Source organism: Bradyrhizobium macuxiense (genome assembly GCF_007993935.1).
In the GTDB taxonomy this organism is placed as follows: Bacteria; Pseudomonadota; Alphaproteobacteria; order Rhizobiales; family Xanthobacteraceae; genus Bradyrhizobium; species Bradyrhizobium macuxiense_A.
Genome location: NZ_VITY01000003.1, coordinates 131,544 through 151,720 on the forward strand (window position 1 = coordinate 131,544; position 20,177 = coordinate 151,720).

Genomic DNA, 20,177 nt, shown 5'->3' on the forward strand with positions numbered 1-20,177 from the left:
TGACGCCGCGCGGCCGAGGGCGTCGAATCCGACAGGCTGGTTTCGCAAGTCGTGAAAGGACTTAGACCATGGGCATTCTCGATTCCCTGGAGAATTCGCCGGAGCTGAAGGGCATGCTTGGCCAGCTCGGCGCGGCCGTGATCCCCGTCGTGCTCGGCGAGGTGATGGGCAATGGCGGGCAGGGCGGCTTGTCCGCGATCGTGGCCAAGCTCGAGCAGGCCGGCCTCGGCGAGCAGGTCAAATCCTGGATCGGCACCGGCCAGAACCTGCCGATCACGGCCGAGCAGCTCCAGCAGGTGCTGGGCAGCGACACGGTCAAGCAGCTCGCCGCCAGGTTCAACATCCCCGTCGACCAGCTGTCCCAGGTGCTGGCCCAGCAGCTTCCGGGCGCGGTCGATAGCGCGAGCCCGAACGGCAAGCTGCCGCATACCGCCTGAGCCGGTGGAACCGGGTTCCCGCCGAGGCCCGGCGGGGAATTTCCGGCTGGCACGTAAATTGCTGTCTATCACCCTGAAAAACCTGCAAAAATAGCGCGTTCGCCATGCCCCAATCTTGCTGGATTTGGGGCAGGGCGATGTGCTAGCTTGCCGCAGGGTTCTCAAAATGCCGGCCAGAGCTATCGGGACTGTCAGCTCGGCCAGCAATCTCTAAAAAAATGGAGAGGGCGTTGAAGCATAAGTACTCGATTGGCGAGATCGTCTATTTCACGGCCAGCAACGTGGCGCGCCCCGCTGCGAGCGGCACCTATGAGGTGATCCGCCTGCTGCCGACCGAGGGGGACGACTGCCAGTACCGCATCAAGAGCTCGACTGAAGCTTTCGAACGGGTGGCCAAGGAGAGCCAGCTCGCGCTGTCCTGAACGAGTTGTGCGCAAGCCGGCGGCTGGAGCGGGTTTCCCGCCGCCGCCGTCAAAAGGCCCTGTTCGCGGATCCATTGTGCTGAAGGTTGGACGTCGAGGTGGCGACGTTGGCCGTCGCCGATTGTGCTTACGCTGCGTTGAGGGACATCGCGCATGAATTGGGCTTCCTCGCTGGACCAGATCTGGCGCTTACCGACCTTCCCGATGTGGCTGACGCTGGCCGCCGCGGGGTTCTTTGGGATCGTTGTTCTGGTCACGCTGCTGCGCGCGGAAAAATCCGTCGCCAACGGCGCACTGACCGTCATCACGCTGCTGTCGATCGCGGTCGCGGTCGCCGCGACGATCCGCGGCTTCGGGCCTGGCGGGCAGGCGGCGGCGTCAAGCGAGACACGCACCGCGCAATTGACCAGCCAGACGGTGCCGGCGCTGGCCTGCGTCGACGACCTCGCCGGAGACGCCGTTCTCAATGCCTGCGAAAAGGTGCTGTTCGGGTCGTCCGATACGGCCGCGGCGGCGGTCAGCTACGCGGCGGCGCAGATCTCGCGCCTGACCGCGCTCGGCGACCTCGCAACCGCGGAGCGCAATTCGACCACCGAGTTGCAGGCGCTGCGCCGCGCCATCGAGCACGACCGGTATGGCTTGGTGGCTTATGCGCTGATGGCGCGCGACCACTGCACGCCGACGGCGTGCCCCGCATTCCGTTCGCTCGGCGACAACCATCAGATCGTCGCCAACATGAACGACCGGACCTACGAGAACCTCATCACGCGCTACGCCGCGTCCTGGAACGCGCCGGCTGGCGCCGCGCCGTCTGCCGCCGGGCTGGTCGCGGCGCTGCCGCCGTCGATGCCCACCGGCAAGCCGACCAATGCGGAGTTTCCGAGCTCGGCGGACACTCCACCGATTAGCATCATGACGCCCGTGCCGGCGAAGCCCGCAGCGGCACCGCCGCCGGCCGCGCGCGCTGCCGCCGCGTCGCCCGCTGCCCCGAAGCGGCCGCCTGCCGCGAAGCGTCCGGTCCAGATCGCGCCGGCTGCTGCTGCGCCGGCGGCGCCGCCGCCCGCCGCGGCGAGTGCGCCGGCGGCCGCGAGCCAGGACTAGGCGTGGGCCCGCGCGTGATGACGGCGGCCTGAGCCGCCGTCATCGCATTGTTCCTCGCGGTAATCCCGATATCCACTGCCGCTTTGATCGCTCCCTTTCCAAAGCGCGCGCCGGCCGCTACATCCGCCGTATGCCGCTTCATCTCATCAAGCTCGCCGTCGGTTGCGACTCGGTCAAGGAACTCAAGGGCTGGGTCGCCGAACGGATGGCGACCGCCAAGAAAAAGGGCCTGCCGCTCCGTCACGTCCACATCACGCGGATGACGCCGAAGCGCGAGGAGGAGATCCTCGCCGGCGGATCGCTGTACTGGGTGATCCGCGGCGAGATCGCGGCGCGCGAGAAGATCGTCGCGATCGAGCCGTTCCGCGACAAGGACGGCATCGGGCGCTGCCGCATCGTGATGCAGCCCAAGGTGATCGCCGTCTCGCCGCGGCCGATGCGGCCGTTCCAGGGTTGGCGCTACCTGACCGCGGACTCCGCGCCCGCCGATCTCACCAAGTCGAGCGCGGCCAGCGTGGCGTCGATGCCGGAGCCGATGCGCCGCGAGCTGCGCGACCTCGGATTGCTCTGAGCAATTACTGAGTGACGAGATGCAGCCGGCTCCATTCGGACGCCGGGATCTCGACATAACGGCCGCCCCCGGCATTGCTGACGGCGACGTCGAGCAGTTCGTGATCGATCCCCATCTCGCCGAGGTAGCGGCGGAACTGGTCTGTGAAGATCGAGGTCAGGCTCTCACGATGCTCGGCCGAGACGTTGGGCGCGAGCCGGTTGTGGATCGCCATGCCGCTCAGCACCACGTGGCTGCCCGTCGGCAGGCTGCGATGCACTCCGCCCGCCAGTACCAGCACGCAGGCGAGATCGCAGGCCGTGCCCGACGGCTTCTCCTTCGCGTCCAGCGGGCCGCCGGGCCGCTTGAGCGCAAAGCATTCCTCCTCGGATTTTCCGCTGCACGCCTCGACCTCGGTCGCCGCGACCACGGCATCGATGCTGCGATCGCGCAGGATGCGGCCGAGGCTGGCGGCGACATTGAGGTTGGAGTTCCCCTTGATGTTGATCACCACCGGGAGCTTGCGGCCGTTCTGCCGGTCGAGGATCGCGAGCAGGCGCTTGTAGGTGTCCCACTGCACGGAGCCTTCGGCCGCGATCCAGTCCGAGCAGCCCGGACCACAGGAATCCGGCGCGCCATGCGCAACATAGAAGATCATCGCACCGGGCGCCGAATTGACGCCGCCGACCGGCGGCCTGGTCTGCGCCTGCGCCAGCCCAGCGGCCAATAGCGCGATGCCGAGAACAATGCCTTGCCTGAAGTAACTGACCATTCCGATCGCCTCTAAAAGTCGCGATCATCCCTGCGCCGCGGCCGCCGCGCAAGCGAACGGCATCACACTTTCCGAAGCCTTACACGGCGATGTTGTCGATCAGGCGCGTGCTGCCGAGCCTGGCCGCGACCAGCATCCGCATCGGGCCGTCCTTCAGCGATCCGATCGGCGCCAGGGTGGCGGCGTGGCGGACCTCGAGATAGTCGAGCACGAAGCCGGCCTTGGTGATCTCAGCGGCGCCGGCCGCCATTGCGGTTGCGCTGTCCTCGCCGGCGCGCAGGCGGCCTGCCGCTTGCTTCATCACGCGGTTGAGCTCGGGGGCCGCGCGTCGTTCTTCCGGCGAAAGGTAGACGTTGCGCGAGGACATCGCGAGGCCGTCGCGTTCGCGCACCGTCTTGGACCCGATCACCTTGACGCCGAGGTCGAGGTCCGCGGCCATCTGGGTCACGACCCGGAGCTGCTGAAAGTCCTTCTCGCCGAAGATCGCAACGTCGGGCCGGACCTGGGTGAACAGCTTGCCGACCACCGTGGCGACGCCGCCAAAGAAATGCGGCCGGAAGCGATCCTCGAGCCCGGCGGTCGCCGGTCCCTCCGGCACGATTCGGGTGGCGAAGCCGTCCGGGTACATCGCCTTCACCTCGGGGTGCCAGATCAGGTCGACGCCCTCGGCGGCAAGCTTGGCGACGTCTTCCTTCCAGGTGCGCGGATACGAACCGAAATCTTCCGTCGGCGCAAACTGGGTCGGGTTGACGAAGATCGAAACAACGACCCGCTTGGCGCGGCGCTTGGCGAGCCGCACCAGCGACACATGGCCGTCATGGAGCGCACCCATGGTCGGGACCAGCGCGACGGTCGCCTTCTTGGCGCGCAGGGTGTCGACGGCGCGACGCAGGGCAGGGACGGTACGGACAACGGTGGGATTTCTCGGCATCTGGTCTCGACTCGTGGGGCAATCCGGGTGGGATGTTTGGTGTTCGGCAGGTAGCGCAGCTTACCAAGTCCGAACCGCTGTCGGCAAACCGCCGTACAAGCATTACCCGATCTCGAATGCGCATGGATCGCAGGCCTCGTGCCGCCGATCGACGCAGCCGGCTTGCTCGTTCGATTCATCATTAAGGTCGGCTGCAATTGATTTCCTCTCGCAGTGATGCATTTCACTTGACCGCAGCCGTGCTCGATTTGAAGATCATTGCGGGGATTGAATCATGTTGGTGCAGGCTAGTCAGGGTCAATCCGGCTCCGCACATGTCGTGGTGCTCGGCAACGAGAAGGGTGGTTCGGGCAAGTCGACCACCGCCCTGCATATCGCCGTTGCGCTCCTGAAGGCCGGACAGCGCGTCGCCACCATCGATCTCGACTGCCGCCAGCAAAGCTTCACCCGCTACATCAGCAATCGCCAGGGCTGGGCGCGGCGCTCCGGGCTCGATCTCGAACTGCCCGCACATCATTGCATCAAGTACGGCGAGACGATGCAGATCGAGGAAAACGAGAACGCCGAGTTCCAGCAGTTCATGGCCGCCGTGAGCGCGGTGGAACGTGCCTATGATTTCATCGTCATCGATACCCCCGGCTCGGACAGCTACCTGATGCGGCTCGCGCATTCGATGGCCGACACGCTGGTGACGCCGATCAACGACAGCTTCCTCGATTTCGACGTGCTGGGCACCGTCGATCCCGCGACCTATTCGGTGATCGGCGAGAGCCATTACGCGGAGATGGTGCGCGACGTCAGACGCAAGCGCCGCCAGCTCGACGGCGCATCGACCGACTGGATCGTGGTGCGCAACCGGCTGTCGATGCTCGGCTCGCGCAACAAGCAGCTGGTCGCCGACGGCTTGAAGCAGCTGTCGCTCCGGCTCGGGTTCCGGGCGGTCGACGGCTTTGCCGAGCGGGTGGTCTATCGCGAATTCTTCCCGCGCGGGCTGACGGCGCTCGACGAGATCGACGAGGCGACGCTCGGCACTCGCCCGAACCTCGGCCACGTCACCGCCCGCGAGGAGGTGATGAGCCTGCTGCGCCAGCTCAAGCTGCCGCTCGACGAACGCGGCCGCCGCCGCGCCGCCAACCGGGCCGAATGGTTCAGCCAGGTCGACAAGCCGCTCGAAGTCGACGACATCATCGGCAGCTAGCGATCGTGAATTGATAGGGTCCGCTTCCAGGTCGCTCGCTCGCGCGGGAGGCGGGTGGCCAAAATATCGAAAACAACCCCATGCAAAGCAGCCGGTGGTGGCCAGCGTTCGACCAGGCGACTTGACACGTCGGGCAACTCACCGGTATTTTTCCAATATTCCGAAATTGTGCGCGTGGGCTCGCCCCAGGGGGTATGGCATGGGCATGGGGCATTTGCATGCTTCCGTGACCGACGTTTCCACGTCGTCATGCCGGTAGCCATAGTGGACAGGACCCGCGCTGATCAGCGTAGGTCGCGACGACACGGGATACGCAGCCGGAGCCAAGGCCGTGAATGCCGGCGCCGGCAGGCGGGCCGGCCCTTGATGCACGGAACGCTTCCCCTGTAAGCCTTCGCTCAGCAATGCCGGATGGAGCGATCCCGATCGTGAGCAGCAGTGCCTTGACGGCGATCGAGCTGGGGTGTCGGGGCGCCGTCGTCGGCTTGTCGCTGCTGATCGCGGCCGTGCTGCTGCGCGACCGCCGGGACACGGCGGCGCGCCTCGGCGCCGCGCTGGTGGTCGCGGTGGCGGCCTCCGCGATCTCGGATGCGCCGGGATTTCCTCGGCCGTGGCCGTATTGGGCCCTGATCCTGCTGGCGTTGTCCAGCAGCGGGGCGGTCCTGTTCTGGCTCTGGGCGCGCGCGACCTTCGATGATGATTTCGCGCTGCGGCCCTGGCACGGCGCCGTGGTGGCCGCCGTCGTCGGCACGCAATTGTTCGACGTCTGGCCGACACGCGGAGAGCGCAGAGGCGATCTCGATCAAACCCTGGCAATTATCTATGTCGGCCTCGCTGTCCTGGCTGCGGCGCAGACGCTCGCGACATGGCGGGCGGACCTGATGGCGGGACGGCGGCGATTGCGGGTCCTCGTTCTGCTCGGCGCGGTAGCCTGGAGCGGCGCGGTTTTCTTCCACAAGGCTTGGCCGGCCTCGGTTGCCGGTTTCTCCACCTGGAGTATCGTCAGCCCAGTTGTGATTTGGGTGCTGCTGGGGGTTACCGCATGGAGCCGGTTTCAGGCGGTCGAAATGCAGCAAGCCTCCGGCGCGCTGCCAGCCGCGGGTCACATTCCGGGCAATGACGCGCCGCCTGCACGGGAGGACAAGCCGCTCGCGGTCGACCCGGAACTGCTGCGTCGGTTGCAGCAACTGATGACCGTGGAGCGCGCCTATCGGCGCGAGGGATTGACCATTGGCTCGCTGTCCGCCGAGCTCGGCGTTCAGGAGTACCGGCTGCGGCAGTTGATCAATGAAGGCTTGGGCTATCGCAATTTCAATGCCTTCCTCAATCACTACCGGATCGAGGATGCCAGCGCTGCGCTGGCCGATCCCGCGCAAAAGCAGGTGCCGGTGCTGACCATCGCGATGGACGCCGGCTTCCAGTCGATCGGCCCATTCAACCGCGCCTTCAAGGCTGCCACCGACCTGACGCCGACCGAATTCAGGCGGCTGGCGCTGGCCAAGGTGGCTTCCGATCCGGGCAAAACGGACCACGGCCCAGACATCGGCCAGCCGGACTGAGGAATCGGCCAGTCGAATTCTGAACCCGGCAAGAGCGCTTTGAGAATATCGGCCAGAGTGCGGGTTGTGATCACGGAGTTCTCGGGATGAAACGCCTCGCATCGATCGGAACGGCTCTCGTCGTACTTTGCCTGTGGGGGCCGGCACGTGCCGATCAACTCCCGACATCAGCCGACGCAAAAAGTCTCGGATTTTCGGCGGCTGGTCTGGCACGGATCGCACCGTGGTATCAGGCGCGCTTCGATGCCTTCCCGCCGTCCGAAGGCCTGGTCCCTGGCGCCGTAGTCGCCATCGCCAAGGGCGGCCAGCTCGCATATCTGCAAGCCATCGGCTTCCAGGACCGCGCCAAGACGGTCCCGATGAAGATGAACTCGATCTTCTGGATCGCCTCGATGACCAAGCCGGTGACCAGCGTCGCGGCGATGATCCTGGTTGACGATGGCAAGCTCGAGCTCGACGCGCCGGTCGCGCGGTACCTTCCCGAAATCGGCAAGATGCCGGTTGGGACATTCGACCCGGCGACTGGGCAGGCTGGGCTCACTTTGCAAAAACGCCCGATGACGGTCCGGGACTTGCTGCGCCATACCTCCGGCGTGATCGCTCCGGAACTGGATTTTGCGTTTCCTGAACGGGGCCTCGCGGACGCAACCACCGAGTCCGCATTGCGCGCGATCCACATGATCTACGACTGGAAAGTCGTGTACCGGCGTGAGAAGACGTTGGCGGATTTCGTATCGAGCCTGGCCGACCTGCCGCTCGTCCATCAGCCCGGCGAGGTCCATGAATATGGCTGGAGCTCCGACGTGCTGGCCCGGGTTGTCGAGGTGGCGTCCGGTCAGCCACTCGACCAGTTCATGCAGACCCGTATCTTTGCGCCGTTGCATATGGTCGACACCGGCTTCTTCGTCCCGAAAGAAAAGCTCGACCGTCTCGTCGACTCCCCGATGCCGGAGCGACCGCCGATCTGGGACGTCACGACGCCCGCAAGGCTGTTTTCCGGTGCCGGTGGCCTGGTGTCGACCGCACCCGACTATCTCCGCTTTTGCCAGATGGTTCTGAACGGCGGCGAGCTCGATGGCGTGCGCGTGCTCACTGCGCAGGCCGTGAAGCAGATGACGACCAATGCGCTGCCAGCGGATGTTCGCATCTTTGGGGGCAACGAGGTTGGCGCCCGTGCAGGCACAACCTTCGGCCTCGGCTTCGGCATCCGCACCAGTCCGATCGCGAGCTGGATTCCGGGAGCGCCCGGAAGCTTCGGCTGGGCGGGGAGCTGGGGCACGTATTTCTGGGTCGATCCGGCGGAGCAGTTGATCGGCGTCGAAATGATCCAGGCGACGCCCGGCAGCAAGGCGCGGGCCGCGCTGGCGTCCTCGGGGATCAATCATCTGACCTATGGCGCGCTGGCGGCAGCCGCGCCGTCTGCAGAGGCGCCGCCGGCGGTGCCCGCGATGACGAGCGCCGAAGCGCTCGCTGACTATGTCGGCACCTACGACTTCGCCGGCACGGTGAGTTCGCGTGACAGGCAGGGCGTTGCCGACGGCAAGAACGGATGGCTGGGGATCGAGGCGTTCGTCGCCATGGAGCAGGACGGCCTGAGGATCAACAGGCCGGACCCGGGCAGTCCCGCGACCAAGGCCGGCGTCGCTACCGGTGACCTCGTCACCGAACTTGACGGTGCGTCCCTCAAGGGCCTGGCGCTCGCCGATGTGCTGTCGCGGCTGCGCGGGCCGGCCAACACCACGCTCAAGATCAAGATCGTCCACAGAGGACAAGACGGCGCAAGCGATCTCACATTGGTGCGAGCCGCCCGGCGTGCAAATACCGTCCAGCTTCAGGTCCGCGTCGTCCAAGACAGGCTTGTCGCGGAAGCTGTGGGCATGTGGCCCATCCTCGCATTCGAGAAGAGCAAGGCCGTGCCGCTGGTGGCGGCATCGAACAGCGAATTCAGTGTGGCCGACGACGGTCACACCCGGATCGCATTCGTCAGGGACCCGGTTGGCAAGGTCTCCGGGCTCGTCCTCGACCCCGGGCCTTGGGAGTTGAAAGCCGCGATGATCGCGGCGGGGCCGAAATAGCGTATTCGCCTCAGGATCCGGCGCCACTGATGCTTCAGGTCGCCGGGCTGAATCGGCAGCGCCGCTATCGGTTCGGCTCCAGCACGGTCATCTTGAACGGCCCGCTATTGGCGGCGGCGTGCGCGACCGCGTCATTGGCGTGATCGAGATCGAAGGTCGTGACCTCGAACTGATCGAGCCGCAACAGCCCGGCGCGGGCCAGGTTGACGAGGCCGAATGCGGCCTCCGGCGGATACATCCAGACGCCGTGAATGCTGATGCATTGGCGCATGATCCAGGGGTAGGGCAGGTCGAGCCCCGGTCCGCCCTGCATGCCGACGCCGCCCATCAGCACGACGCGGCCATAGGAACGCACCGTCATGATCGCGGCGCGGACGGTTGGCGTCGTCACCGACGGCGGCATCAGGTCGAGCACGAGGTCGATCGGACCGGGCGCGGCACGCCGCATGCGCTCGCGATCGTCGTCCTCGTTGCCGCCAAGCGTTACGGTGCGCACGCGCGGGCCAAAGCATCGGACCAGATCGGACAGCACCTTTTCGTTGCGGCCGGGGGCGACCACGCAGGCGGCGCCCATCGCGAGTGCGACGGCAACGGCGGCACTGCCGAAATTGCCGGTGGCGCCGTTCACCAGCACGGTCTCGCCCGGTTGCAGGCGCGCAGCCAGGAATCCACCATAGGGCACGAGGCAGGTGCCTAGCGCGCACCATGACGGCGCGTCGGCCGGATCGATCGCGCCGATCCGCTTGGCGTTCTCGGTCGGCACCAGCGTCTGCTCCGCAAACGTGCCGTGACGGAAGTGTCGCTGCAGGCGCAGCCCGCCTTCGCCGCGCGCGCTCCAGCCCTGCAACGTAATGTCCGGCGAGATGCTGTCGTCGCGCGAGCGGAAGGTCGGATCGCAGTACACCCAATCGCCGGCGGCGAGGTGGGTTGCGTCGGGTCCGACCGCGCGAACCCGTCCGATCGCGCCGAGACCCGGAACGGCCGGCAACTCGAGCAGGTAGCGACGCTCGCCGCTGAACACCTCATTGGTATAGGACAGCACGCGTGTCGCGGCGACGTCGACGAGGACTTCACCCGTTCCCATCACCGGTGCGGGGACCTCCTCGATCACGAGCGGAGAGCCGAACGACTTTAGAACTGCTGCTTTCATCTGATCTCATCCCTTGCTGAGATCGGCATCATCCCGCGCTCCGTTGCGGCCAGGAAGACCTGGTATTATCCTAGGATTGTCAGTCCTACTCAGGAGCCCGGTGATGGCCACTGCGCGGCAAAGCGAACTTGGCGATTTCCTGCGATCGCGGCGGCAGAAGCTGACGCCCAAGCTCACCGGCGCTCAGGCCGGACGGCGGCGCCGAACGCCCGGTCTGCGCCGCGAGGAGGTGGCCGAGCTCGCCGGCATTGGGGTCGACTGGTACGTCCGCCTCGAGCAGGGTCGCTCCGTCAGCCCGTCCGCCACCACGATCGACGCGCTGGCGCGGGCGCTGCGTCTCAGCAAGGCCGAGCACGCCCATCTGCGGGCGCTTGCAAAGGATGGCGACCGTCGACCATTTGCGGCCGAGACCGTGCCGCCTGCGATCCGGCGCGTCGTCGAAAGCCTCAACCAGCCGGCCTATGTCACGGGGCGGCGGTGGGACGTGCTGGCTTGGAACGCTGCCGCGGAAGAGGTCTTCGCGTTCGGCCGCATGCTTGAGGACGAGCGCAATACGCTGCTCTTCGTGCTGACCAACCCCAAGAGCCGGCAGCTGTTCGGCGCAAGCTGGACCGAGGAGGCGCGGCGCATCGTGACCCAGTTCCGCCGGACGCACGACCTCTGGGCCGGCGATCCGGCCTTCCTCGATCTGCAGGCGCGGCTCCGCGCAGGCTGTCCGGAGTTCGACGGCTGGTGGGGGACCCACGACGTCAGCCTCAGCGTCGCCGGAACAAAGGTGCTCAAACACCCCAAGCGCGGCCGGCTGACCTTTGAATACGCCACCTTCCAGGCCAATGACGATCCGGGCCTAAAACTGATCATCTATACCGAAATCGGTTGAAATCCGTGGTTTTCCGGTAATTTTTGTCACAGAGCGGCCAAAAAGCCGGAACAAAGGTGCCGGAATCCGGTTTCCCCTCAACGTCAATCCAAGGTACGAGCGCGGCTCGAACGCGACCTTGGGAACTCACGTCAAAGGGGTAAGAGGAGAGTGCGAGCCGTCGCGTTGGTAGTGTGCACCTGCACAAACTATAGGTGCAACGCACAACGTTATGCCACGGAAGCCACAATATTTGGACTTCCTGTCACGGCGCTGTGACATATATTCTCAAAAGGAGGCCGAAGAGCCTCCGGCCAAAATCGCCCTGTCAAGGCGGGCACCTCGAGGACGTCATGAAGCGTGGAATTCTCGTTCTGCTTTCGCTCTCCGTGGTGATCACGGGTGCGTATTTCACCGCGAGCAAGTGGGCGATCCGTCACGAAACTCTCATGTTCAAGGATCCGACGCGCGATGAGCGGCCGGTCGCGGTCGATGTTGCGGTGCGCTTCGACAAGGAGATGCAGGCCGACGCAGGCATGATCAAGCTTCCGGTTGCGATCCTCAATCATGGCAATACCGTCAAATTCACCGAATATTCCTTCCTCGCGAACGTGTTCGCGGCGCGCGGCTATCTGACCATCAGCATTCAGAACGACCTGCCGTCGGATGGACCGATGGTGACCAAGGTCGGCGAGCTCTATGTCGGCCGTCTGCCGCAGTATCAGCGCGGCATCACCAACATCAAATTCGCCATCGAGGAGATGAAGAAGCGTCAGCCGAACGCGGACTACAGCAAGCTGACGATGGTCGGCCATTCCAATGGCGGCGACATCGCGATGTATTTCGCCAAGCAGTATCCGGACGAGATCAAGAAGGTCGTGACGCTGGACAATCTGCGGGTGCCGTTCATGACCGACGGCAAATTCAAGATTCTGTCGTTCCGTTCGCATGATCAGCACTTCAAGCCCGATCCCGGCGTGGTGCCGGACGAGGAGGAGTGCGAGAAGGCCGGCATCACCGTCGTGAACACCAACTTCCAGCACAACGACATGCGCGACACCGGACCCGAGAAGGCCAAGGACTCGATCCAGGCCATGCTCGATAAATTCCTGGCCGACACCGATAGCGCTGTCGGGCCGGTCGACACGCGCAACGCGCCGCCGAAGATCCTGGAGCCCGGCCCGGTCTCGCTCTACGTGCCGGTCGAGAAGCCGCCCCAGACCTTCGGCGAGAAGCTCAAGAAGTCGCTCTCGCTGACCAAGACCGAGACCAAGAAGGATCCGTCGGTCACGAACTGACACGCTGCCCGGGATCCGATCCGGGCAGGCGGGCTCGTCACGTTGACCAATCCGATGCCGCGGCCCACATAGTGTTTGCTGTACGAGGCAAGCGCTGATGGCTGGCAAGACGATCAAACCGACATCCGGAAGCGAGGTGCGCCCGGCCAATGCGCCTGACGTGCCGACGTCGAGCTCGAACGATATCGCCGCGTTCGTGGCGAAGGCGCGGGCGATGTCGCCGCATCGCGCCGGCGCGCGCGGCAGGCTGGTGTTCGCGCTCGACGCCACGATGAGCCGGCAGCCGACATGGGACCTGGCGTGCACGCTGCAGGCGGACATGTTCCGCGAGGCCGGCGCGCTCGGCAGCCTCGACATTCGCCTCGTCTATTATCGCGGCTTCAACGAGTGCCGTGCCTCGGGCTGGATCTCCGACAGCGCGCAGCTCGCGCGGCTGATGAGCAAGATCGACTGCCAGGGCGGCAATACCCAGATCGGCAAGGTGCTGTCGGAGACCCGCCGCGAGGCGGTTGCGGCAGGGGTGCGCGCGCTGGTGTTCGTGGGCGATGCGATGGAGGAGAGCGCCGACGCGCTGTGCGCAAGCGCCGGTGAGCTCGGCCTGCTCAAGGTGCCGGTGTTCATGTTCCAGGAGGGTGCGGACGCCACCGCCGAGCAGACGTTTCGCGAGATCGCGCGGCTGACCGGCGGCGCCTGGTGCAGGTTCGATCCCGGCGCGGCTGCGCAGCTCCGCGAACTGCTGCGTGCCGCCGCGGCCTATGCTGCCGGCGGCCGTGAGGCGCTGCTGCAGCTGGCGAAGACCACGAGCGGCGCCGCCAAGCTGATCGGCCAGATGAAATAGGCCCTGCCGTGTCAGGTTTTGCCTGACGTTGCGGCTTTTGCAATCGTGCCGAGCAGCGTCGACATGTTGGCCGTGACCTGCTTGGTCGTTTCGGCGACGCCGTGCCGTTCTGCGAGCCAGGCCGGATCGTTGTAGGAGAGCCAGCAGTCGCCGGCGTCGTCCTGCCAGACCAGCGCCTTGAGCGGCAGGTCGATCCCGATCGTCTGCGCGGCCTGCATCAAGGGCGTGCCGCCCTTCGCATTGCCAAAGACGAAGAGCTCGGTCGGACGGAGCGTGAGGCCGGCGCTCGCGGCGCCCGCAGCATGATCGATCTGCGCAAACAAGGTCAGCCCGCTGGCCTGAAGTTCGGCCTTGAGCCGGTCGGCAGTCTCGTTTGGCCCGACATTGCTGCGAAGGCTGATCAGTCCGTCAATCGCCATCAGGTTTGCTCCAGCGCGGTTGCCGCAAGCTACTCAATCGCAGCGGGCGGCGCCACGCGGAGGCGCTTCACGCTCCGGTGAGACGAAGCTTCGCATGCTTTTTGCCGCCGGGCCGCTTATATTCCGCGCATGCCAACCCTGATCGCCGGCGTCGTCGCCGTTGTCGTCCTTTATTCAGCGCTGCAGATGTTTCGTGCGGCCAATCCCGCCGTGCTTGCGCGTGCGATCAAGATCGGCGGCGGAGTGCTCGCGCTGGCGGTCGCGGCCTTTACCGGCGTGCGGGGCGAACTGGCGGTGGCCATCCCGCTCGGCATCTTCGGCGCCGGACTGCTCGGCTGGTCGCCGTTCGGGAACACCGGGTTTCCCAATTTCGGCGGCATGTTCGGCGGTTCGCGCAGCCCCGGACAAAGCTCGCGGGTGCGCTCGCACTATCTCGACATGAGCCTCGATCACGGCAGCGGCGTGCTCACCGGGCAGATCGTGGCGGGACCGCAGGCCGGCCGCATGCTCGACGAGTTCGACCTGGCGCAACTGCTGGCGATGGTGCCGAGCTTCGATGCCGAGAGCGTCGCGCTACTTGAAAGCTATCTGGACCGCCGCTTTCCCGCCTGGCGTCAGGACGCACAGGGCGACCGGGCAGGGCGGCAGGGCCGTGCGGCGGCGGGCGGCAAAATGACGAACGAGGAGGCCTATCAGATCCTTGGCCTGCAGCCGGGGGCGTCGCGCGACGACATCAGCCGGGCTCACCGCACCCTGATGAAGAAACTGCATCCCGACCAGGGGGGCTCGACGTATCTCGCTGCCCGTGTGAACGAGGCCAAGGATACTCTGCTTCGCACGCATCTCTAACTCCGGCTACGCCACTGACGCCACAGCCGAGAGCTGCCTTCCGCTTCTGATTGATGCCCCGCCTGGCCCGCCGCTGTCCGGCGTGGCCGATCGTTCTTTCGGGAAAACTTAACCGTAAAATCTTGACGAGAAGTTTTCATAACGGCGCCGCGCGCATCGGGCCGGCGTTCGTGTCGGCCATGCAACATCGCCGACAAAGCAAAAGGGCCGGCGCTTGCGGCGCCGGCCCTTTGCGATCAGCAGATGCATGGTCCGGAAAAGTGCGAAGCGGTTTTCCGATTAGACCATGCTCAGATAAGAAAGCTGAAGCGCGCTTCAGCGTCGATCAGTTGCGAACGGTGATGCAGGAGATTTCCGCACGCTTCAGCGTCTTGCACGCCGCTTCGGCCTGGTCGCGCTCGAGACCGGCAAAGCGGGCGCGGTAGAGCTTGCGGTTGTCCTTGGCGACGACTTCGGTGAACGGGTCCGCCTTGCTGAGCAGGCCGCGGGCCGAGCTGCGCGCGAGGTCGATGCGCTTGTTGGCCTCGCCCTCGGATTCCAGCGCGCCGACCTGGATGATCCAGCCGGAATGCGCGGCGCCCGGCTTGACGGTGCTGATCTGCGGGGCGGCTTGGAGGCTGCGGGTCGGTTCGATCGAAGCCACGGCCTGCGGGGCCGGGGCGGCGGCGGGTGCATGCACCGACGAAGCCGGCAGCACGCCGAGGATGCCGTTGCCGGTGCCGAAATTGGCCGGCTGCGGCGGCATCTCGGGCCTCGAGGTCTCGGCAGCCCGCGCCATCATCGCGTTGGAGGTCTCGGGGATATCGCCGCGCGATGGGATGGTGTTGGTGATCGGCGGCGCGGACTGTGCCGGGCCGGCGGCGGCGAGCTTGATCTGGCCGGCCTTGACCTGGACGGTCTTGACCTTGACCGGCTTCATCGGCTCAGCCGAGCCCGGGATCGCGGCGAGCTGCTGGGTCTGGATCACGCCTGAGGTCAGCGGCGCCGGTTCGGGCTTGGCCTGCGGCTCCGGCTTTGCCGGGGGCGGCGGCAGGGCGGCTGCGGCGGCGGCCATCAGCGAAGGCTTGCTGGCCGGGCGCGGCGCCGGCAGCGGAGCGGGGGCGGGCTCGGACGCGGCAACCGGCGAGCTATCCGCCTGGCGCGCATCGTCGGCCTCGGCGACCTGGACATTGGCGTCGGCCGGGTTGCGCTCGGTGATCGCAGCGACGGTGCGGTTCGTGGCGCCCTTGCCGATGTTCTCGGCCAGCAGGTTGCGCATGATGGCGTCGCGGGAGCCGCCGCTGCGGCCGCCGAGCACCACGCCGACCAGGAAGCGATTGCCCCGGTGGATCGAGGTCACGAGGTTGAAGCCGGAGGCGCGGGTGTAGCCGGTCTTGATGCCGTCGACGCCCTCGACGCTGCCGAGCAGATGATTGTGGCCGGTGATGGTGTGGCCGCGGAAATTGAACGCCGTCGTCGAGAAGTAGCGATAATAGCGCGGGAAGCGGTCCTGGATGGCGCGGCCGAGTGTCGACTGATCGCGCGCCGTGGTGACCTGCTCGTCGTTGGGCAGGCCGGAGGCGTTGCGATAGACCGTCCGGCTCATGCCGAGCGCGCGGGCCTTGCGGGTCATCATGCGGGCGAAGTCGTCTTCGCTGCCGCCGATCGCCTCGGCGATCACGACTGCCGCGTCATTGGCGGAGCGGGTGACCAGACCCTTGATGGCGTCTTCGACCTTTATGGTCTGGCCGGGCCGCAGGCCGAGCTTGGTCGGGTCCTGCTCGGACGCATGCTCGGAAACCGGCATCTCGGTGTCGAGCTTCATCTTTCCGGAATCGAGGCGCTCGAACAGCAGATAAAGCGTCATGATCTTGGTCAGCGAGGCGGGGTGCCGCAGGCCGTCGGGACTGTTTGCCGTCAGTACCGAGCCGGTGTTGCCGTCGACGATGATCGTCGCGAATTGCGGGCTGTAGCTTTCGCGCGCTTCCTCGCTGTGGTGGTGGCGGGCGGTGTGGCGCCGGTGGCGGCGCGCCTCGGCGCTATCGCTGGTGATCAGGATCGCCGTCGTGACGGTCACGAGCCCGAGAACGCCAACTCGCAGCGCCCGCGAGGAAGCCAAGGTTGTTCGAAGCATCTACTTCCCCGTCCCAATTTCTATCTAGATCACTGGCTCGTGAGGCGAAATTGTGCCCGGCGGCCGTCGATCCTTGCCTGCGCAACAGACCATCTCGGGCAGAACCATCGGCCCTCGTGGCGGCTCAGGTCGCTCTTCTAGCTAAGGTGTTGTTCACAAACAGCTTTCAAGGCTGCCCGTCGGAAGGCGAACAAAGTCCGGGAATCAGGTTAGGCGGACCGAGTTTCCAAAAGATTAAGCAACCGTTGCGTAGTCCCCCGGGGTTTAGCGCAAATGCCGGGGATTCGCTGTGTGATTGTGCGTTGCACAATATTCGTTGACTTTATTGTGCGATGCGGTATTCTAATCAAGTCAGGGGGCCGGGAGCTTCCCGGCAATGGGAATTTGCGCCTTCAAGTCTGGGAAAAGGAATTCCAATCCATGGTCAAGATCGAAGACATTCAGAACTACGGCAAAGAGCATTTCGAGTCGGTCACTGCGTCTGCGAACAACCTGCAGAGCGGCGTCCAGGCGATCGCCACCGCTTACGGCGACTACGCCAAGAAGTCGTTCGAGGACACCAAGTCGTTCGTCGAGAAGCTGTCGGGCGTGAAGTCGCTGGACAAGGCGCTCGAGGCGCAGACCGAATACCTGCGCTCCTCCTACGAGACCTTCGTTGCGGAATCGCAGAAGATCGCCGGCCTGTACAGCGACTGCGCCAAGCAGACCTTCAAGCCCTATGAAGGCCTGGTCTCCAAGTTCGCGCCCGCTCAGTAAGCGCCGCCGACCAAAACAAACGAAAAGCCCGGCCGTCGCGGCCGGGCTTTTTTGTTGGGCGGGAGGCGGGCGGTTATTTCGCCAGCCGCAGCTTGCTGAGGGCCGTGCCGATCGTGTTGAAGGTCGTCAGGATCTGGGTCGAGCTGGTCAGCATGAAGAACTTGTCGGGGCTGCTGGCGCAGTTCTTCAGCACCGTCGAGGTCGGATCGGCGGGCGTGCTGGTGTTCACCTGGATGGTGTAGATCGTGTACGCCGGGTTTCCACCGGAATCCCTCGCGTTCTGCAGATTCTGGCACTGCAAGGCCTGCCTTACGTCGATCGGATTGCCCGAGGCCTGCGAGCTGCCGTCACCGTAGTCGGGCCAGCGGTCCTCGGTGTTCAAACCGTCAGACAGGATGATGATGACCCGGTTGTAGGTGGTGTTGGAATCCTCCGCCGGCGCGTTCAGCGGACCGCCCACCAGCAGCGACTGCCACGCCCAGGCGATGCCAACCGACTGGTCTGTGCCGCCGGTCGGCTGCATGGCGTTGACGGCGTTCTTCAGCGCGGTCCAGTCGTAGCTCAGCGGAATCAGCGGCTCGAGCTGCGGCGAGGCGCTGCTGCTGCAGTAATACGAGCTGTTCTCGTAATACTCGTTGGCCGGGAACAGCGTGGTGACGTCGGATGTATTCGGCAGCACGCCGGTCGCATCGTTCGGCTGGCTGCGGTCGGTGACGCAGCCCGTCCAGTTGCTGATCGGATTGGTGGACGCAAGCAGCCAGTTGTTTGCCACCGTCGGGGTCTGATTGGTGGAGGTCCACTTGTTGTTGGTCCAGCCCACCACGGCGCCGACGCGCGGCTGCCCCAGATTGTGAACGAGGTCCAACGGGCCCGGCTGGGTCCAGTCGTGGGTGTACAGATTGCCGGAGCAGGACGTGACGCCGCCCGTGGTGGTGCAGCTGCAGCCGGTGACGTTGCTGCCGGACGAATTCTTCGGGCAGGAGCAGGACGACGAACCCGTGCAGAACACGCCGGTGCCGGCCGGTGTGCTGACCCAGCAGCCGTTGTAACGGGTGTGAGAGTTGTAGTCGACGCTCGGGCAGATGTAGCCCGAGTAGGTCCCGCTCGACGGGATGTAGTTCGCGTTGGACGTGCTGGTCGGGCTGGTGTTGCAGGTGAAGCCGCCATTGCTGTTGGTCCACGGGCAGCGCGCGGTGGGTCCCACCGCATGCCAGTTCATCGGCAGGGACGCCTGCGTGCTGCCGTTGTTGGGCTGGGTGGTCGGCGGATTGAGCCAGTCGGTCCAGTCGATCCAGTTCTGGCCGGAATAGTTGGTGCCGACGTTGACGACCTTGGCGAACGGAATGACGGAGACGTAGACGTCGCCGTTGTTCTTGCTCAGCGCGCTGAGCTGGTCGATCAGGCCGCCGGATCCGGCCACCGCGTTTCGCAGGGCGGTAATCTTGCCGTTATCCTGCATCGATCCCGTGTTGTCGAGGGCGAGGGCGACGCGCATCTTGACGTTGCCCCAGGTGGTGGTGGTCGAGCTGCTGAAATTCAGCTTCGGAAAACCGGCAAGCTGCATGAAGTCGGATTTGACGAAGCCGGACCCGCTCAGCAGGATGGTCGCCGCCGCGCTCGAGGTCGGGGTCGTATAGGTGGCCGTGACCGCAATGCCCTGGCCGTCCTTGTTGGTGTAGAGGCCATTGAAATAGGCCGTGGCCTTGCTCGGGATCTGCGCCGCCGTGATGTTGCCCATGGTCAGGTCCTTGGACAGCATCAGCGCGGTGGAATCGAGCGCCGCCTGCATCGAGGACCGGGCGCTGTTGGCGCGGGTATAGTCGATCGCGGCCCCCACGAAGGCGACAATCGGCAGAATCGCGAGCGTGAAGATAATAGCGACATTGCCGTCCCTTGCCCTGGAAAACCGGCGGACAGCGGCGCGGCCGCGATTGAAAATGGCTGAGCCCAGCATGACACTCTCATCGAAATTATTGATGGCGCCATCATCTCTACGCGCGCGGCTAAACAGATGGTGAATCGAGCCAGGGAAACCTGGCAACTGGTACCGGTGGGGCCCAAAAGCAGGGCAAAACCGCGCGCCATCCTCAATGCCGTCTGAATTGGATGCCCCGATCCTTTGTCAAATCAGGCAGAAATGATTAACCTTCCGAGGGTTGCCGCGCCGGGAATCGGACCGGTGGGCTACGGCGGGTCTGCGCTTGCGGCAGGGCGTCGCGAGGCCCATATTCGGGAGGACGATCCGGCCGCCGGATCGGACCGGGAGCGGCAATCTGGAAAGCTTGCTGGGGGTTCCGCGATCAGCCTTGCGGCAATCGCGACCAGCTTCCAATCGCCATCCGGTTTCCCGCCGGTCTCCCTTGGGGAATTCGAACGCCTGAACCATGTTGCGATCCACGTTGATAGTCCCGATCTCCGAGCCGGTTTCGTCCATGCCGGCGGTGCCCGCCGCGCCGGTGCCGAAAATGAGCAATGACGACAACCGCAATGGCGCGGGCAACGGTCCGTCGACCTCGGTCATCACCAAGGTCAAGCCGAAGACCAAGCGCCCGAACCTGTATCGCGTCCTGATCCTGAACGACGACTACACGCCGATGGAGTTCGTCGTTCACGTGCTGGAACGATTCTTCAACAAGGACGCCGAGGCCGCGACCACGATCATGCTGCACGTTCACCATCACGGGATCGGTGAGTGCGGCGTGTTTACCTATGAGATCGCCGAGACCAAAGTGACACAAGTCATGGACTTCGCGCGCAAGCATCAGCATCCACTGCAATGCGTGATGGAAAAGAAGTAATCGGCGGGAACGAGTGACCTGCCGCGGGGAGCGGAACGGGTCTTGCATCGCG

At 65.2% G+C, this 20,177-nt stretch carries 20 protein-coding genes; 13 read left to right on the top strand and 7 right to left on the bottom strand.

The window, feature by feature from the left end:
- Positions 1–68 precede the first annotated feature (68 nt).
- From FBZ93_RS08495 to FBZ93_RS08510, 4 genes are all read left to right on the top strand, one after another.
- On the top strand, positions 69–437 hold the full coding sequence (locus FBZ93_RS08495; RefSeq protein WP_050421692.1) for a YidB family protein: 369 nt from the start codon (positions 69–71) through the stop codon (positions 435–437).
- Positions 438–655: 218 nt separating this feature from the next.
- The gene (locus tag FBZ93_RS08500) at positions 656–859 is read left to right on the top strand and encodes a hypothetical protein (RefSeq protein WP_094194249.1); all 204 of its coding nucleotides are present in this window, start codon (positions 656–658) and stop codon (positions 857–859) included.
- Between the two features lie 153 nt (positions 860–1,012).
- Complete coding sequence (locus FBZ93_RS08505) at positions 1,013–1,960, top strand: hypothetical protein (RefSeq protein ID WP_146985491.1); 948 nt, start codon at positions 1,013–1,015, stop codon at positions 1,958–1,960.
- Between the two features lie 130 nt (positions 1,961–2,090).
- Complete coding sequence (locus FBZ93_RS08510; protein WP_146985492.1) at positions 2,091–2,531, top strand: DUF1489 family protein; 441 nt, start codon at positions 2,091–2,093, stop codon at positions 2,529–2,531.
- A gap of 4 nt (positions 2,532–2,535) precedes the next feature.
- On the opposite strand, the gene FBZ93_RS08515 is transcribed toward FBZ93_RS08510, so the two are convergent.
- A complete protein-coding gene (locus FBZ93_RS08515) occupies positions 2,536–3,282 on the bottom strand; it encodes a hypothetical protein (RefSeq protein WP_146985493.1) in 747 nt (248 codons plus the stop codon).
- A 79-nt stretch (positions 3,283–3,361) separates the two neighbouring features.
- Positions 3,362–4,213: a pantoate--beta-alanine ligase gene (panC, locus tag FBZ93_RS08520; RefSeq protein WP_146985494.1), complete on the bottom strand. Its 852-nt coding sequence runs from the start codon at positions 4,211–4,213 to the stop codon at positions 3,362–3,364.
- Between the two features lie 274 nt (positions 4,214–4,487).
- On the opposite strand from panC, the gene FBZ93_RS08525 reads away from it, so the two are divergent.
- The 3 genes from FBZ93_RS08525 (at position 4,488) to FBZ93_RS08535 (ending at position 9,045) form a co-directional block, all read left to right on the top strand.
- Positions 4,488–5,411: a division plane positioning ATPase MipZ gene (locus FBZ93_RS08525; protein ID WP_146985495.1), complete on the top strand. Its 924-nt coding sequence runs from the start codon at positions 4,488–4,490 to the stop codon at positions 5,409–5,411.
- Between the two features lie 428 nt (positions 5,412–5,839).
- On the top strand, positions 5,840–6,970 hold the full coding sequence (locus FBZ93_RS08530; protein WP_167528971.1) for an AraC family transcriptional regulator: 1,131 nt from the start codon (positions 5,840–5,842) through the stop codon (positions 6,968–6,970).
- A gap of 86 nt (positions 6,971–7,056) precedes the next feature.
- Entirely contained in the window at positions 7,057–9,045 is a 1,989-nt protein-coding gene (locus FBZ93_RS08535; protein WP_146985497.1) for a serine hydrolase, read from the top strand.
- Positions 9,046–9,109: 64 nt separating this feature from the next.
- Here FBZ93_RS08535 and FBZ93_RS08540 read toward each other — a convergent pair whose 3' ends face one another.
- Positions 9,110–10,195, bottom strand: a complete 1,086-nt coding sequence (locus FBZ93_RS08540) for an alcohol dehydrogenase catalytic domain-containing protein (protein WP_146985498.1) — start codon at positions 10,193–10,195, stop codon at positions 9,110–9,112.
- A 103-nt stretch (positions 10,196–10,298) separates the two neighbouring features.
- Between FBZ93_RS08540 and FBZ93_RS08545 the strand changes: the two genes are divergently transcribed.
- From FBZ93_RS08545 to FBZ93_RS08555, 3 genes are all read left to right on the top strand, one after another.
- Positions 10,299–11,075: a helix-turn-helix transcriptional regulator gene (locus FBZ93_RS08545; RefSeq protein WP_146985499.1), complete on the top strand. Its 777-nt coding sequence runs from the start codon at positions 10,299–10,301 to the stop codon at positions 11,073–11,075.
- A 332-nt stretch (positions 11,076–11,407) separates the two neighbouring features.
- Positions 11,408–12,352, top strand: coding sequence for an alpha/beta hydrolase family protein (locus tag FBZ93_RS08550; protein WP_146985500.1), 945 nt, complete (start codon positions 11,408–11,410; stop codon positions 12,350–12,352).
- A gap of 97 nt (positions 12,353–12,449) precedes the next feature.
- Positions 12,450–13,190 (top strand): VWA domain-containing protein, encoded by a 741-nt coding sequence (locus tag FBZ93_RS08555; RefSeq protein WP_146985501.1) that lies wholly within the window; start codon positions 12,450–12,452, stop codon positions 13,188–13,190.
- Between the two features lie 11 nt (positions 13,191–13,201).
- Here the strand turns inward: FBZ93_RS08555 and FBZ93_RS08560 are convergent, their stop codons facing one another.
- A complete protein-coding gene (locus FBZ93_RS08560) occupies positions 13,202–13,609 on the bottom strand; it encodes a DUF302 domain-containing protein (RefSeq protein ID WP_146985502.1) in 408 nt (135 codons plus the stop codon).
- Between the two features lie 129 nt (positions 13,610–13,738).
- Here FBZ93_RS08560 and FBZ93_RS08565 point away from each other — a divergent pair, with 129 nt between their 5' ends.
- Positions 13,739–14,458 carry a DnaJ domain-containing protein gene (locus FBZ93_RS08565; protein WP_146985503.1) on the top strand — a complete coding sequence of 240 codons (720 nt, stop codon included), beginning with the start codon at positions 13,739–13,741 and terminating at the stop codon, positions 14,456–14,458.
- A gap of 325 nt (positions 14,459–14,783) precedes the next feature.
- On the opposite strand, the gene FBZ93_RS08570 is transcribed toward FBZ93_RS08565, so the two are convergent.
- The gene (locus tag FBZ93_RS08570) at positions 14,784–16,571 is read right to left on the bottom strand and encodes a D-alanyl-D-alanine carboxypeptidase (protein ID WP_146985504.1); all 1,788 of its coding nucleotides are present in this window, start codon (positions 16,569–16,571) and stop codon (positions 14,784–14,786) included.
- Positions 16,572–16,991: 420 nt separating this feature from the next.
- Between FBZ93_RS08570 and FBZ93_RS08575 the strand changes: the two genes are divergently transcribed.
- On the top strand, positions 16,992–17,327 hold the full coding sequence (locus FBZ93_RS08575) for a phasin family protein (protein ID WP_021078275.1): 336 nt from the start codon (positions 16,992–16,994) through the stop codon (positions 17,325–17,327).
- A 73-nt stretch (positions 17,328–17,400) separates the two neighbouring features.
- On the opposite strand, the gene FBZ93_RS08580 is transcribed toward FBZ93_RS08575, so the two are convergent.
- A complete protein-coding gene (locus FBZ93_RS08580) occupies positions 17,401–19,281 on the bottom strand; it encodes a TadE/TadG family type IV pilus assembly protein (protein ID WP_146985505.1) in 1,881 nt (626 codons plus the stop codon).
- 168 nt (positions 19,282–19,449) lie between these two features.
- A complete protein-coding gene (locus FBZ93_RS08585; RefSeq protein ID WP_146985506.1) occupies positions 19,450–19,800 on the bottom strand; it encodes a hypothetical protein in 351 nt (116 codons plus the stop codon).
- Here FBZ93_RS08585 and clpS point away from each other — a divergent pair.
- Positions 19,793–20,125, top strand: a complete 333-nt coding sequence (gene clpS / locus FBZ93_RS08590; protein ID WP_146985507.1) for an ATP-dependent Clp protease adapter ClpS — start codon at positions 19,793–19,795, stop codon at positions 20,123–20,125. The genes FBZ93_RS08585 and clpS overlap by 8 nt on opposite strands.
- Positions 20,126–20,177: the final 52 nt, after the last annotated feature.